The sequence below is a fragment of the Lacibacter cauensis genome, assembly GCF_007830055.1.
Lineage (GTDB): Bacteria > Bacteroidota > Bacteroidia > Chitinophagales > Chitinophagaceae > Lacibacter > Lacibacter cauensis.
This window is the reverse complement of sequence record NZ_VLLE01000003.1, coordinates 470,133-485,715: the sequence shown is the minus strand read 5'-3', so window position 1 is coordinate 485,715 and position 15,583 is coordinate 470,133. Positions and strand designations below refer to the sequence as shown.

Genomic DNA, 15,583 nt, shown 5'->3' with positions numbered 1-15,583 from the left:
ATAAAGATTCCCTGTCTGCCGACAGGCAGGGATTCCTGTCGAGGCTACAAAAAAAAAGAGTCGCATTGCTGCGACTCTTTTTCATTAAACCTTATCATCATCAACCTATTTTAACCGATGTCATCGTTAACGATCCGCCAACAGCTTTATCGTTAAAGAATGAAGCATCTTCTTTGTCGTTTTGTAAACCCAACGTATACAACAGTGGCAAATAATGTTCGGGGGTTGGGATAGATAACTGTGCTTCTTTCCCCAGCAATGAATAATGAATGAGCTTATCGTGTGTTTTATTTCCAATTAACTCTTTAAATGTATTATTCATTTGCAAAGCCCAATCATAACCATATTCAGGTTCATCTAATTTATCCCAGGCAACCATTCGTAAATTGTGCACCATATTTCCGCTGCCAACAATCAGCACACCTTTCTTACGCAAACTGTACAACTCTTTTGCAAGATCATAATGGTATTGCGGTCCTTTCGTGTAATCAATACTTAATTGTAACACCGGAATATCTGCTTTGGGATACATGTGGCGGATGATGGTCCATGTGCCGTGATCCAATCCCCAGTCGTGACTCAATCCAACATCAGCTGAATGAATCAATGATTTTGTTTCTTGTGCCAATGCAGGAGAGCCTGGTGCAGGGTATTGCACATCGAACAATGCTTGCGGAAAACCTCCAAAGCCGTGGATGGTTTCCGGAAAATCCATTGCGGTGATATGTGTACCTTTCGTAAACCAATGTGCCGATACCACCAACACTGCTTTGGGTGTTGGAATTTCAGTGGCCATCTTCGCCCATCTTCTGCTGAACGCATTATCTTCAATTCCATTCATGGGCGAACCATGTCCAATAAACAATACCGGCATCAATTGATCTTGTTCCGTAAGATCATCTGTAAAACGATTGAACGCTGCCAAGCCTGTCATACCTGCTGCTCCTGTTAACACTGTTGTTATAAATTGTTTTCGTTGCATGAACGATTGCTTTCCTTGCTTTCTTTACGACTGCGCTTATCGGTTTATCCAAACTATTCCTGCCTGTTGCTTACGTTGTAAAAGATAATCAACAGAATATTTACCGCTGCCTGTAATAAACAATATTACATACAGAATAAGGTATTGAATACCGGGTTCCTGCTTGGCAAATGGATCGGCCGAATGAATGAGCAATACAGCTACAAGCATTGTAATAATTAATGGAATTACTGCAAGCCGTGTACCTAAGCCGAATAAGATAAATACTGAACAGATCACTTCTGCAAATACGGTGAGCATCAACGATACGTCCGAACGCATACCAAACACTTCGGGAAACTGTATCGGGCTGCCTGAAAATAAATAACTCAACTTCGGTAACCCATGCGATAACATCAATGCCGCTGCTGCAATACGTACAAACAATGCTGCAAGATGTAATGCGTTACCACCAGCTTCTACACTTAATAACTTCTTCATATTCGCTATGCTTAAAATTTATTATTGTGCAAATTCACCATCTGCTTTTATCACCACTTCATCGCTGATCATTGGAGCAGGAAAACCGTTACCCAATGCAAAATCAGAACGCTTAAGAACACCCGCTATTTGAAAACCTGCAGTTGGTTTTTTGCTCATTGGATTTTCAATAACACCTCTGTACACAAGATCCAGAGTTACAGGCTTGGTAACATCTTTAATTGTAAGATTACCGCTGAGTTTGTATTTGTTCTTACCTACATTTTTAATGCCTGTGCTTTTAAACGTCAGCTCAGGATATTTGGCTGCATCAAAGAAATCGGCACTCTTTAAATGATTGTCTCGCATTTCAACTCTTGTATCGATTGATGCCACTTTTGCTGTAAGTGTAAACGATGCGTCACTGAAATCGGGTTTTGAAGATTTTACTTCCACATCAAAATCGTTGAATGTACCTGATACATCAGAAACACCCAGGTGTGTTACTGTAAACGCAAGCTGTGAATGTGCTTTATCGTTTTTCCATACCGCAACAGTAGTAAATGCAGTTGCTAAAAAAAATACCGAAAGAATAATTGCTACCTTTTTCATTGTTGATCTTTGTTTGTTTTATTTTATTTGATTGTTCACTTATTGATGCAGAATTTTCCAACCGGCCAGCCAGTTGTAATTGTATTTCATCGTCAGCTGTATCAGTAACAGCTGCATAGCTTCCAACGTACGGCTTACTGAAAGTTTACCGGCGATGATGGGATTAAAACCGGTTGTTTTTACCAGCTCTGCTGTTGTTTCCAAAGCGGCTTCATTGTCGCCCGCAATAAATGCATCAGCCTGTTTACCATCGATAATTGGTTGGGCAAAATTTGCTGCGTAGGTTGTATTAAATGCTTTTACCACTTTTGAATGAGGTAATAAAGCCTGTAATTCTTCTGCTGCACTTTTGTTGGGGTTGGTAACCAGTGCATCGTATGTTGTATTCAACGGATTAGCAATGCTGATCACAATTTTTTGACTTGCCACTTCACGAATTTTCTCCGCTATATCGGCTTGTGCTTCGTAAGGTGTTGCGAGTATAATAATATCTGCTTCCCAACTTCCGTGCATGGCACAGGACATACCTTCCACATCAGCCAAAGGATGTTCGTTTGTAATTGCTGCTTTCAATACCTCCAACTTCTCTTCTTCTTTGCTGATGAGCAATAAACGATCATTTCCTTTTGCAAGAGCCTTTGCAATAGCAGCGCCCATGTTACCGGATGCTCCTATTATTGCGATGGTTCTTTTTGTTTGCATATCAATGAATTTGATACTGCAAAACTACCCTCAACCAAAGCCCTGCTCCAATGATATGTGATAAGAAAAAGCATTGACATATGATAAGAGAAATCTTGACATATGTCAACGAAAAAATTAACGGGAAGCTATTTGCTTGCGTATACGACTGAGTGTTTCAGGGGTTATACCTAAATACGATGCAATTAAATGCTGCGGTACACGGTTTATAATTGCCGAATACTGCTCTGCAAATTTGGAATACTTTTCTTCGGCAGTTAATCCAATCGTTCCTTCCAGTCGTTGCTGCAAGGCAACGTATGCATTCTGGTATAATATGCGGGTGTAGGTTTCGTACTGTGGTACGTTCTTTAACAGGTATTCGTGTTGTTCATGATCCAGCAGTAACAACTCACAATCTTCCAGTGCTTCAATATTCAGTTTCGATTCTTCTCTCGTAAAAAAACTGTACAGATCAGAAATCCAGAAACCTTCAAAAGCAAACTGCATTACACGTTGCCCGCCTTTGGCATCGGTAGTGTAAGAATACATCGCTCCCTTTTCAATAAAGGCCGTGCGGTTGCATACATCTCCCTCCTGTAACAGAAATTGCTTGCGACGTAACCGCTTTGGTGTAAAATGCGATTTACATAACTGCAGCTCCTCTTCGGTAGAAGGTACTTTGGCCTGTATACTTTTTATCAGAAGTTCGAACATAAATAACCTGTTGCGTTTTCAAATGTACAGCTTTGCATGTTGTAGTAAAAAGGAGCTGCAGCAGTGCAGCTCCTTTTTATTAATGCTACTGTTATTAAGGATTGGTAGAAAACAAACTTGCTTCTTTCAGCAGCATGCGTGGATGCAGCTTTAATTGTGCAATAATAAACTCCGCAAAATCTTCGGGATGCATTACACGTTCTGCATCGCCTTTAATTAAATCGGCACTGTATGCAAGATCGGTAACAATGGTACTTGGCGCTAATGTGGTTACACGAATGTTTTGTTTCCGTACTTCCTGCATTAAACTTTCGCCCAAGCCAAACACGCCAAACTTCGATGCACTGTAGGCGCTTGTTACAGCCGCACCATTCTTTCCCGCAGTGGAGGATATATTAATAATATCGCCCGCCTGCCTTTCCAGCATTTGCGGTAACACTGCACGAATGGTATAATAGGTACCAAACAGATTTACTTTTATCTGTTGCTCCCACTGCTCGGGCTCCAGATCAAGAAACTTACCAAAGGTGCCTGTGCCTGCATTGTTAATTAATATATCAATGCTGCCCAATGCAGCCGTAATTGTAGCAACAGCAGTTTCCACTTCTGCACGGTTACTGATGTCTGCTGTAGCAAATGCTACGTTTACACCTGTTGCTTTTATTTCTGCAGCCACTGCCTGCAAATCTTTTTCAGTACGTGCAATTAAACCTACGTGTACCCCTTCGGCTGCCAATGCCAACGCCACAGCTTTTCCAATTCCCTTACCTGCACCTGTAACAAGTGCTGTTTTGTTTTTTAATGATTGCATATGTCTTTTTACTTTTTTAAAAAATGGACTGCAAAGCTACAAGCAAGCAGCAGTGTTACAACGTCAAATCGTTGTCATCTTTCTGTAAAGGAAAATGTAAGCTGCTACTCGTGTTCTCTGCCGGCAATTTTCCCCTTTCGCCAGTTGTTGTTTAACTCTTCAAACTCTTTTAACTCTTCAGCAGTAAATTCTTTGTTGTTGAGTTTATTGAGATCGGGTTGGCCTGCGTTAACCCATGCAGTGTACCAAAAACTAGCTACGGCATAAATGCTTTGCCGTATACGGCGTTCAACCATGCCGTTTAGTTTTGTATTGTATGCAGTTGTAAACGAAGTGGAGTAGGTACGAATGGTGATACCATTCCTGTTCTCGAATGAATATTTCTGATCAGGCGCTGTTATTTGTGTTAACTCTTTTTCGTATCGCAGCACGGTATCGGCTGCAGCTGCGCTTTCCAGCACTCTTGCCCAAATGAACTGACCTGGATTTTTGATATGCTCTGCTTTGCCGATCCAGAAATCAAATTCCTTTTCGGCCAGCAGTTCGGGTACACGGCTTTCCCAAAAACCATGTATACCCTGTTGATTGGTCAATTGCCCGTTATGATTGTGCGAAGCATGCAAGGGCACATGTGCATCGGCTATGTAATGTCCTATTTCTGCACTCAGCTTTAAAATTTTTGCCTGGTTTTTTTCTTTAAAAGCATTGGTTAAACGTCCCAACATGATTTGTACCCACCAGGGAACAATGCCATACGCATTTACTGAATCAGCACTAAACTTTGCAACAGCACTGTCGTAATTGCGTGGCAGATTGCTGTACGGATAAGTACCGTAACGATCAATATCGATGTAATGCCGGGCACCCTCTTCAGGCAGGGCATAGCGGCGCTTATCCGGATCGACTGCATGTTCGGTTAAAAAATCGATATGTGTTTTGTAAAACCCGATCATTTCGGGTGGTAGCAGAAATACAGCGTGATAATTAATTTTCCGGTGCCCGAAAAAGCCCCAGCAAAAACATTGCTGCGCCAACAGTAACAATGCAAATACAAATAAAGCTTTTTTCATACACTTTATTAATTCACTGCTTCATCCTCCTTTTTAATTTCTTCTTCAATTTCTTCATCCATCTTGGTAACACCACCACTAATAGCAAACTTCATTGCCTCCGTTCCGGTTAAATGACCTTCAAGCGACTTTATTCTGCTGGAAGGAATGAGGTACACGTTACCTGCAATGGAATAACTCATGGGTACATACACCGCCACATAATCTTTCAACCCAAATTCATCCGCTTCATCACGGGTTAAAAAACCTACACGCCAAACATCGTTATCGTCAATGTTTGCCAGCACCGGACGGTTAAACTTTTTCTTCTCTCCTGCAAAGGCTTCAAAAAAATCTTTAACTGTTGTATAAATAAACTTAATGCCGGGTACTTTTTCCAGCCAGTGATCAAACAAATTAAAAATACGGCTCTGGATAAAAAAGGTACTGAGGTAACCCACCAGGCAAATAGCACCAACAATTAATACAAACCCCAACCCAAAATTCCGCACAGTTACTTTTCCTGTTTCATCGGTAAAAGTAAAAATGGGTATCAGTTCGTCTATGCTCGTAACAATCCAGTAAATAGCATAAGCTGTAACAACAATGGGTGCTAACACCAGTAAGCCTTGGAGAAAATATTGAAATAACCGCTTATAATTAAAGGATTTAAACATGCTCATTGATTTATCGTTATCAAAAATACAGCTTTCGGCTGCGGCTTGCCATGGTTAATTTTTTGTGACGAATGGCAAAAAAAGAAGATGGAAACTTTGGCAACGATAAAAGTTTCCATAGTTTTGCACCCGATTTTCGGTATGGAAACAAAAGAAAGAATACAGAAGAAAGCGCATGAACTCTTTTTGCGGTACGGCATCCGGTCGGTTTCGATGGATGATATTGCTGCACAGCTGGGCATGAGCAAGAAGACCATTTACCAGTTTTTTTCGGAGAAAGATGAACTGGTAACTGCCGTGATGGATGATGAGGTAAACTATACCCAGCACAAGTGCGAAATGTGTAAAAACAATGCACGCAACGCTGTTGAAGAAATTTTTCTTACGCTGGAGCGCATGTACGAACAGTTTGCCAACCTGAACCCGGTAGTGTTGTACGATGCAGAAAAATTTCATCCAAAAGCATTTGAACGGTTCAGGAAAATGAAAGAAGTATTCCTGTATGAGATTGTTGCGCATAACATCCGCAGAGGAATTGAAGAGGAATTATACAGGGAAGATATATCGGTAGAAGTAATGAGCCGCTACCGGGTAGAAACAATGATGATACCATTTGCAATGGCCGCATCTGCACCCGGCAAGTTCAACCTCATTGATCTGACACGTGAAACAATGGAACATTTTCTGTTTGGCTTATCTACATCAAAAGGACATAAGCTGATTATGAAATACAAAGAAGAGTATAAAAAGAAACAACATAGTAAACCTTAACATCCATACTAACCAAATTGCTGAGCATACTTATAGCTGAGTTGCCGGGCAAATGGTTATATGGCTATCACTAACTAAAGACAAGCGATGAAAAAAACAAAAAGAAACAAGTGGCTCCTGTTTGCACTGCTGCTGCTTGGTTTCCAAACAACCAAAGCGCAAACAGAATACAGGCTCACCGTAAAAGATGCCGTAGATCTTGCATTAAAAAATGTAGCCGATCTCAAAAACCTTCGCATCGATTCTGCAAAGCAGGAAGCACAAAACAAAGAAATTGTTGGCTCCGCTTTACCACAGGTAAGCGGCAGTGCGCAAGTAGCACATTATCTCACATTGCCGAAAGTATTATTCCCGAGTGCCGGACGTACAGACATTTACCGTGTACTAAACCAGGAAGGAGTAAAAGACGGCAGCGGCAATACCATTCCGGCAAAACAGGAATTTACTGTACAGGAATTTTCTTTTGTACAGCCCTGGAACGTAACTGCTGGTGTAAGCTTAAACCAGCTTTTATTTCAACCTGATGTATTTGTAGGACTGATTGCCCGCAAAACTTCTATTGCGTATGCAACAGAAAACATCAAAGTACAGGAAGATAAAACCCGTGAGCAGGTGCAGAAAGCCTATTACCAGGTGTTGATTGCCGAGCAGCAACTCGAAGTACTGCAAGTAAGTCTGCAACGTTTTCAAAAATTACTGAGCGACCAGGAGCAACTCTTCAAAAACGGTTTTATTGAAAAGCTTGATATTGATAAAACAACCGTAAGCTTTAACAACACCAAATCAACCGAAACGCAGCTGAAGAATATGATTGAGCTGGGTTATGCTGCTTTAAAATTCAGCATGGGTTTAAGCCAGGGCGATAAAATTGTTTTAACTGAAAAACTCTCTACTCAAACAGTAAAAGAAAACATCCTCGATGATGGTTCGTTCAATTACAACAACCGCAGCGAAGTACGTTTACTCAACACGGTACAAAAACTGCAGCAGTTGGATGTCAAACGTCAGAAGTTGGGGTATGCACCTACGCTGGCATTCTTTTACCAGTTTCAGCAACAGGGTCAGCTTAACAAAAACTTTTCTGCTTTCACCGGTCAAAACTGGTTTTGGTTCAACTCCAATCTTATTGGTTTAAACCTGAGTGTACCCATATTCGATGGTATGCAGCGCAAGTATAAAATTCAGCAGGCAAAATACACGCTGGATAAAACAACCAACACACTCGACAATGTAAAGAAGGCGATCGATCTTGAAAAAACATCGGCACAGATTAATCTGCGCAATGCTATTTTAAATATGGATGCACAGCAGAACAATCTTGAGTTGGCCGAACGTGTGTACAATACCACCAAGAAAAAATATGAGCAAGGCGTAGGCAGCAGTTTTGAAGTATTACAAGCCGATACAGAATTACAAAGAGCACAAGGCAATTACTTCGATGCATTGTACAATGCCGTTGTTGCACGTATCAATTACTTTAAATCCATTGGCCAATTAAACTAATCATCAAACCATTACTATAAACAACAAAATATGAAACGCATATTTCAATACACAATCATCGCAGGATTTGCCGTATTGCTGGTAGCCTGCGGCGGCGGAGCGAAAGAGAAAAAAGGTTCACTGGGCGATAAAAAAGCACAGCTGGAAAAGCTGAAGACAGAGCAGGTAACACTTGCTACAAAAATTAAAACACTGGAAGAAGAAATTGCCAAGCTGGATACCGCAGCCGGTAAAAGCGAAAAAGCTAAGCTGATTGCAGTACTGCCTGTTGTAACTGAAGATTTTTCGCACTACATCGATCTGCAGGGAAAAATTGATGCAGACGACATTTCGTATGTAGCTCCTCCCAACGGACAGGGCGGTGTTGTTACTGAATTGTATGTAAAGCAGGGGCAAAACGTAAAGAAAGGTCAGCTGCTGTTAAAGCTCGATGATAAAGTACTTCGTCAGCAAGTAAAGATTTACGAAACACAATTATCACTGGCAAAAGAACTGTATAACCGTACAAAGAATTTGTGGGATCAGAACATTGGATCGGAAGTACAACTGCTCCAGGCAAAAACACAGGTAGAAGCGTTGGAGAAACAAATTGCAACTGCAAACGAGCAAATTAAACTCTATACTGTTTATGCTCCTGTAACCGGTATTGCCGACCAGGTGAATATCAAAGTAGGCGAACTGTTTGTTGGTGCAAACGCAATGGGTCCGCAAATACGCATTGTCAATAACAGTACCTTAAAAGCACTGGTAGAAGTTCCTGAAAATTACATGACACGTGTGCGTGTTGGCAGTCCAGTGATCGTTACACTTCCTGATGTTGGAAAGTCATTCAACTCTACTGTAAGACTTGCATCGCAAATCATTAATCCCAGCTCACGCACATTTACAATTGAAGCTGCGGTACCGGGTGGTACTATTCGTCCGAATTCTGTAGCTGCAGTACGTATTAAAGATTACGATGCGCCAAATGCAATTGTTATACCTGTAAACCTTGTACAAACCGACGATAAAGGAAAGTATGTGTATGTAGTGGAGAAAGACAGCAAGGGTCGCAACGTTGCCGTAAAGAAACCAGTTGTAGTTGGTGAATCGTATGGCGATAAGATTGAGATCAAAGCCGGTTTGCAGGCAGGTATGCAACTTATTTCCGAAGGTTATCAAACCGTGTACGATAAACAAGTTGTAACTATCGGATAATTTCACTGCAACAGCAGATCACGGTATGTTTCATTGTACCTGTGTACACTGTTGTTCTTAACCAAATGCTGACTATATAATCTTATTATTATATGCAATCAAACTTAATAGAAGGGCTCAGCAAAAAGTTTAAAGAATTTAAACCCACCAGCTGGAGTGTTGATAATCGCACGGCGATCTATATCATCACCATCCTTATTACGGCTTATGGTTTGTTTAAATTCAATACGCTGCCCAAAGAACAGTTTCCTGATATCGTGGTACCAACCATTTCGGTGGCTACCATTTATGTAGGTAACTCCCCTGCCGATATTGAAAACCTGGTAACACGCCCCATCGAAAAGCAAATCAAGAGTATCAGTGGTGCACGTGTTATTAAGGTACAATCTACTTCACAAACCGATTTCTCATTAATTGTTGTGGAGTTTGATACAGACGTAAAAACCGATCTCGCCAAGCAAAAAGTAAAAGATGCGGTAGATAAAGCAAGAACCGATTTACCGCAGGATCTTACTGCAGAACCGGATGTACAGGAATTTGCATTCAGCGAAATGCCGATTATGTATGTGAATGTGAGTGGCGATTACGATCCTGTAAAACTGAAACAGTATGCAGAAAAAATGCAGGACCGTTTTGAAGAGCTGAAAGAAATTACACGTGCTGATATTGTGGGTGCGCCTGAACGTGAAATACAGGTAAACGTAGATCCTTACCGCATGGCAAGTGCACGTATTACGTTTGCAGATATTGAAGGTGCCATTGCCCGTGAGAACAATGATATCACAGGTGGTTTAATTGAAATTGGTACACAAAAACGTACTGTACGTGTACGTGGTCAGTTCAACAGCTCTTTCGATCTGAACAATATCATTGTAAAAGGTGTAAACGGTGCGCCTGTTTACCTCAAGGATATTGCAAGCATTAAAGACACTGTTAAAGAAAAAGAAAGTTTTGCCCGTTTAGACGGTAAGAATGTAATTACGCTCAACATTATTAAACGCAGTGGTGAAAACCTCATCAGCGCAGCAGATAATGTAAAGGCTTCGGTAGAAGAAATGCAGAAGAACGACATCTTACCGAAAGACTTAAAAATAACATTCACCGGCGACCAGAGTAAGCAAACCAAAACATCGTTTAACGAATTGGTGAACACCATTGTTATCGGCTTTATTTTAGTATTGCTTATCCTTATGTTCTTCATGGGTGTTACCAATGCCTTCTTTGTGGCATTGAGTGTACCGTTGAGTGTGTTTGTGGCCTTCCTGTTTTTACCGGTAGCGGATTACATTGTTGGTACAGGCGTAACGCTCAACTTTATTGTGTTGTTTGCGTTACTGTTTGGTTTGGGTATTATTGTGGATGATGCGATTGTGGTAATTGAAAATACACACCGTATTTATCATAACGGTCGAGTACCGGTAATACGCAGTGCAAAAGAAGCAGCAGGTGAAGTATTTATTCCGGTGTTGGCAGGTACTGCTACAACACTTGCGCCATTCTTCCCGCTGTTGTTCTGGAAAGGTATCATTGGTAAGTTTATGATTTACCTGCCGGTGATGCTCATTTTAACACTGGCTGCATCATTGATTGTTGCGTTCATCATCAACCCTGTATTTGCGGTAAGCTTTATGAAGCCTGAAGGCCGTGAATACGATGAAAGGAAAAGTGCCATCTTCCGTAAATGGCATTGGTGGGCATTCTGGATTGTGGGTATTGCCAACCATGTTTTAGGTAACCACGGTACCGGTAACTTCCTGTTCTTTATGGCTCTGGCGGGTGTGCTTAACCGTTATGTGTTGCGTGATACCATCTATTTCTTCCAGGAACGTATTCTCCCCGGTTTAATGAACCGTTACGAAAAACTCCTGCGTTGGATATTGAAAGGAACAAGACCTGCATGGGCATTGGTATCGCTGTTCGTATTGTTCCCTATTTCGGTTGCTTTACTGTTGGCAAGAGGTAATTCTTCTACCTTCTTCCCAAGTGGCGATCCGAACTTTATCTATGTGTATTTGAAATTGCCTGTTGGTACAGACGTTAAGTATACCGATTCAGTAACCACTTTACTGGAAAAGAAAGTGTACAAAATTCTAGAGAAAGAAAAACCAGGTGAAGAAGGTTCAATTGTTGAAAGTATTATTACCAACGTTGCGGTAAGTGCCAATAACCCACGTGATAATAACCGTAGTACACAAGCCAATCTTGGACGTATACAAGTGTCGTTTGTGGAATATGAAAAACGTCATGGCAAATCAACCCAGGTTTACATCGATGAAATCCGTAGGAGTATTAAAGGTATTCCGGGTGCAGCTATCAGCGTTGAAAAAGAAGATGGTGGTCCGCCCACAGATCCTCCGGTAAACATTGAAGTAGTAGGTGACAACTTCAACAATATTGCGAAGGTTGCAACAGAGTTGTACAACTACCTCGATACAAACCGTGTGGAAGGTATTGATAACCTGCAGATGGATGTTGATCTGAACAATCCTGAAATTACCGTGCATGTTGATCGTGAGCGTGCATTGATTGAAGGTGTTAGTACTGCACAGGTAGGTATGGAATTACGCACTGCCCTGTTTGGTAAAGAAGTAAGTAAGTTGAAAGAAGGCGAAGATGAGTACAAGATTCAGTTGCGTTACAACGAACTGCAACGCAACAACATCGGCGACCTGATGAACATGAAGATCACATTCCGTGATTTTAATACCGGACAAATTAAGCAGGTGCCCATCAACGCAATTGCAAGCTTCGATTATACCAGCAGCAGTGGTGGTGTAAAACGTAAGAATCTGAAACGTACCATTCAGTTACAATCAAATATTGCTGATCCTACACAGGCAGCAGCAATTAATGCGCAACTGAAAACAAAGATTGATGACTTTAAAAATAAAGTACGTATTCCGGAAGATGTTACCATTCGCCAAAGCGGACAAAGCGAACAGGAAGCAGAAACCAATGCGTTTCTTGGAACAGCGTTGGTAATTGCCATCGGTTTAATCTTCCTGATACTTGTATTACAGTTTAACAGCTTAAGTAAACCATTCATTGTAATTACTGAAATCTTCTTCAGCATTATTGGTGTGTTGTTGGGTTATGCATTAACCGGCAAAACCATTGCAACAATCATGTTGGGCGTAGGTGTAATTGGTTTGGCGGGCATTGTAATCAAGAACGGTATCCTGTTGATTGAGTTTACCGATGAGTTGCGCCACCGTGGGTACAAAACACGTGAAGCAGCTATCCAGGCAGGTAAAATCAGGATCATACCGGTGTTGCTTACTGCCCTTGCTACCATGCTTGGTTTGTTACCGCTGGCTGTTGGTTTCAACATCGATTTCGTTTCGCTGTTCCAGCACCTTAATCCAAAGATTTTCTTTGGTGGTGACAGCGTCGTATTCTGGGGACCATTAAGCTGGACAATCATTTATGGTTTGATCTTCGCTTTCTTCTTAACATTGATTATGGTGCCAAGTATGTACATCATTTCTGAACGTTTAAGAAGACCAATGGAACAATTCTATGGTACGAAGTACATAGCACTGCTTGGTTTCCTCGGTCCGTTCTTCTTCATCTTTGTAGGTATCATGTACCTCGGAAGAGCAATACAAGGAAAGAAAGTATGGCTTGGTAAACCACGTAAAACAGTTCCTACTAAAATATAATTGATAAAAACACCTCCTGCAAAAACCCTCTCAAAACCGAGAGGGTTTTTCTTTTGCGTTTAACAAAATAATTCAACCGGCATATTCGTCTTAAAAGTAATTTCACATAAAAATTATCATCATGGCACAGGCACACGAAATTGATTACCGTATTGTAGGTGAGGAAATGCAGTACGTAGAAATTGAACTAGATCCGAACGAAACAGCCGTTGCAGAAGCCGGCAGTTTTATGTTGATGGATGATGGCATACAAATGCAAACCATTTTTGGCGATGGCAGCGCCAATGCACCAACCGGTGTGTTAGGCAAACTCTTCAGTGCAGGTAAACGCCTACTCACCGGTGAAAGTTTATTCATGACAGCATACACGAATATTGGTCATGGAAAAAAACGTGTAAGTTTTGCTGCACCTTATGCAGGCAAAATTATTGCACTTGATCTCTTACGTTTGGGCGGTCCGGTTGTTTGCCAGAAAGATGCCTTTCTCTGCGCAGCAAAAGGTGTAAGCGTTGGTATTGCACTGCAGCGTAAACTCGGTACCGGTTTGTTTGGTGGCGAAGGTTTTATTATGCAAAAACTGGAAGGTGATGGAATGGCCTTTGTACATGCAGGTGGTCATGTATTTGAACGTGAACTGCAGCCGGGTGAATTGGTGAAGATCGATACCGGTTGTGTTGTTGCCTATACACATACTGTTGACTTCGATATTCAATTCGTAGGCGGAATTAAAAATACCATCTTCGGTGGCGAAGGTTTGTTCTTTGCAACACTGCGTGGACCGGGCAAAGTATGGATACAAACCTTGCCTGTATCAAGATTAGCCAGCCGCATTCTCTCCTATGGTACAACCAACAGGAAAGAAGAAGGTAGTCTCTTAGGTGGCATTGGTAATTTACTGGATGGAGATGGATTTAGATAAGTAAGTTCATTGATCCTGTCATCCCGACGAAGGAGGGAACTGCTGAACAGGTGCACAATAGCCGGGCAGATCCCTCGTTCCTCGGGATGACGAAAACAGAAGCCGGAAAAATTTTCCGGCTTTTTGTTTGGAAATCTAAACCCACTAATCGTATATTTGCGATATAAGTTTAAAGACGATCCGATTCGTCTTTTTCTTTCACCTTATTAATCGTATAAAAACGATAAAACAAATGGCAGTTCATAAAAAAGAAGAGTTCAGTACAAAAGAGCAAAACCTGGCAGCTTTTGCTAAAGCAATCAGTCACCCGGCACGTATTGCGATTTTAAGTGTACTGGCCAAACGTAACCAATGTATTTGCGGCGAAATTGTAGAAGTATTACCGTTGGCGCAAAGCACGGTTAGCCAGCATTTGAAAGAATTAAAAAATGCAGGACTCATCGATGGTGAAACCGATGGCCCACGCAGCTGCTACTGCATCAACTGGAAAGCATTCGAAAAATTTAATACCGATTTTAATTCGCTTTTTGAAAAACTGAAAGAAGCGAACGCCAAGTGCTGTTAATCATCAACCTTCATCATTAAAAAACAAACAACATGACAAACGATGTACAACTGAAAGAAATTGTAAGGCAGAAGTACAGTGAAATTGCTTTGCAAGACAAGGAAACCAATCAATCATCCTGCTGTGGTGCAGGTGGTTGTTCTACCGAAGTGTATAACATTATGAGTGATGATTATACCAATCTGAAAGGTTATAACCCCGATGCAGATCTTGGTCTTGGCTGTGGTTTACCAACACAGTTTGCAAAAATAAAACCCGGCGATACGGTGATTGATTTAGGCAGTGGTGCAGGTAATGATTGCTTTGTTGCAAGAGCAGAAACCGGTGCAAACGGCAAAGTGATTGGTATTGATTTTACACCTGCCATGATTGATAAAGCAAGAGCCAATGCAGAAAAGCTCGGCTTTAACAATGTGGAGTTTCGGCAAGGCGATATTGAACACATGCCTGTTACAGCAAACACTGCAGATGTAATTGTAAGCAACTGTGTACTCAATCTCGTGCCCAACAAAGACGGTGTGTTTAAAGAAATGTTTCGTGTATTGAAAGCAGGCGGCCATTTCAGCATTTCGGATGTGGTTCTTGTTGGTGCATTGCCCGATGCCTTACGTAAAGATGCAGAAATGTATGCAGGCTGTGTAGCAGGTGCTATTCAGAAAGAAGTGTACTTAGAACTGATTGCACAAAATGGTTTCACCAACATTACCGTACAAAAAGAAAAAGCAATTATAATTCCCGATGATATTTTAAGCAACTACTTAAATGCAGAGCAACTGGCCTCGTTTAAAAACGGAACAACAGGTATCTTCTCCATCACCGTGTATGCACAAAAACCAGCTTGTTGTGCACCCGGCAGTGGTTGCTGTTAATTCTTTTTTTCACAATTAAACCTTAGCATCATGAACACAAATCAAAATGATCCCGGCTGCTGCGGCAGCGAATGTTGTTAAAACAAACGGAGCGCTAAAAGCGCTCCGT

15 protein-coding genes are annotated in these 15,583 nt (G+C 41.3%); 7 read left to right on the top strand and 8 right to left on the bottom strand.

What is annotated here, in order from left to right; translation table 11 throughout:
* Nucleotides 1–100 precede the first annotated feature (100 nt).
* The 8 genes from ygiD to IQ13_RS07305 all read right to left on the bottom strand — a co-directional run bounded on the left by ygiD (nucleotide 101) and on the right by IQ13_RS07305 (nucleotide 5,988).
* Entirely contained in the window at nucleotides 101–982 is an 882-nt protein-coding gene (gene ygiD, locus IQ13_RS07340) for a 4,5-DOPA-extradiol-dioxygenase (protein WP_242009494.1), read from the bottom strand.
* Between the two features lie 36 nt (nucleotides 983–1,018).
* Complete coding sequence (locus IQ13_RS07335; protein ID WP_144885501.1) at nucleotides 1,019–1,462, bottom strand: DoxX family protein; 444 nt, start codon at nucleotides 1,460–1,462, stop codon at nucleotides 1,019–1,021.
* 21 nt (nucleotides 1,463–1,483) lie between these two features.
* The gene (locus IQ13_RS07330; RefSeq protein WP_144885499.1) at nucleotides 1,484–2,053 is read right to left on the bottom strand and encodes a YceI family protein; all 570 of its coding nucleotides are present in this window, start codon (nucleotides 2,051–2,053) and stop codon (nucleotides 1,484–1,486) included.
* 39 nt (nucleotides 2,054–2,092) lie between these two features.
* Nucleotides 2,093–2,755 (bottom strand): NADPH-dependent F420 reductase, encoded by a 663-nt coding sequence (locus IQ13_RS07325; protein ID WP_144885497.1) that lies wholly within the window; start codon nucleotides 2,753–2,755, stop codon nucleotides 2,093–2,095.
* Between the two features lie 117 nt (nucleotides 2,756–2,872).
* Nucleotides 2,873–3,451 carry a Crp/Fnr family transcriptional regulator gene (locus IQ13_RS07320; protein WP_144885495.1) on the bottom strand — a complete coding sequence of 193 codons (579 nt, stop codon included), beginning with the start codon at nucleotides 3,449–3,451 and terminating at the stop codon, nucleotides 2,873–2,875.
* A 94-nt stretch (nucleotides 3,452–3,545) separates the two neighbouring features.
* Entirely contained in the window at nucleotides 3,546–4,262 is a 717-nt protein-coding gene (locus IQ13_RS07315; protein WP_144885493.1) for a 3-ketoacyl-ACP reductase, read from the bottom strand.
* A gap of 104 nt (nucleotides 4,263–4,366) precedes the next feature.
* Entirely contained in the window at nucleotides 4,367–5,332 is a 966-nt protein-coding gene (locus tag IQ13_RS07310) for a zinc dependent phospholipase C family protein (protein ID WP_144885491.1), read from the bottom strand.
* Between the two features lie 8 nt (nucleotides 5,333–5,340).
* Nucleotides 5,341–5,988, bottom strand: a complete 648-nt coding sequence (locus IQ13_RS07305; protein ID WP_242009493.1) for a DUF502 domain-containing protein — start codon at nucleotides 5,986–5,988, stop codon at nucleotides 5,341–5,343.
* Between the two features lie 141 nt (nucleotides 5,989–6,129).
* On the opposite strand from IQ13_RS07305, the gene IQ13_RS07300 reads away from it, so the two are divergent.
* The 7 genes from IQ13_RS07300 to IQ13_RS07270 all read left to right on the top strand — a co-directional run bounded on the left by IQ13_RS07300 (nucleotide 6,130) and on the right by IQ13_RS07270 (nucleotide 15,474).
* Nucleotides 6,130–6,759, top strand: coding sequence for a TetR/AcrR family transcriptional regulator (locus IQ13_RS07300; RefSeq protein WP_158637346.1), 630 nt, complete (start codon nucleotides 6,130–6,132; stop codon nucleotides 6,757–6,759).
* An 87-nt stretch (nucleotides 6,760–6,846) separates the two neighbouring features.
* Nucleotides 6,847–8,262, top strand: coding sequence for a TolC family protein (locus IQ13_RS07295; RefSeq protein ID WP_144885485.1), 1,416 nt, complete (start codon nucleotides 6,847–6,849; stop codon nucleotides 8,260–8,262).
* Between the two features lie 30 nt (nucleotides 8,263–8,292).
* The gene (locus IQ13_RS07290; protein WP_144885483.1) at nucleotides 8,293–9,459 is read left to right on the top strand and encodes an efflux RND transporter periplasmic adaptor subunit; all 1,167 of its coding nucleotides are present in this window, start codon (nucleotides 8,293–8,295) and stop codon (nucleotides 9,457–9,459) included.
* A 92-nt stretch (nucleotides 9,460–9,551) separates the two neighbouring features.
* Nucleotides 9,552–13,121, top strand: coding sequence for an efflux RND transporter permease subunit (locus tag IQ13_RS07285; RefSeq protein WP_144885481.1), 3,570 nt, complete (start codon nucleotides 9,552–9,554; stop codon nucleotides 13,119–13,121).
* 121 nt (nucleotides 13,122–13,242) lie between these two features.
* Nucleotides 13,243–14,040, top strand: a complete 798-nt coding sequence (locus IQ13_RS07280) for a TIGR00266 family protein (RefSeq protein ID WP_144885479.1) — start codon at nucleotides 13,243–13,245, stop codon at nucleotides 14,038–14,040.
* A gap of 232 nt (nucleotides 14,041–14,272) precedes the next feature.
* The gene (locus IQ13_RS07275; protein WP_144885478.1) at nucleotides 14,273–14,605 is read left to right on the top strand and encodes an ArsR/SmtB family transcription factor; all 333 of its coding nucleotides are present in this window, start codon (nucleotides 14,273–14,275) and stop codon (nucleotides 14,603–14,605) included.
* 32 nt (nucleotides 14,606–14,637) lie between these two features.
* Entirely contained in the window at nucleotides 14,638–15,474 is an 837-nt protein-coding gene (locus tag IQ13_RS07270) for an arsenite methyltransferase (RefSeq protein ID WP_144885476.1), read from the top strand.
* Nucleotides 15,475–15,583: the final 109 nt, after the last annotated feature.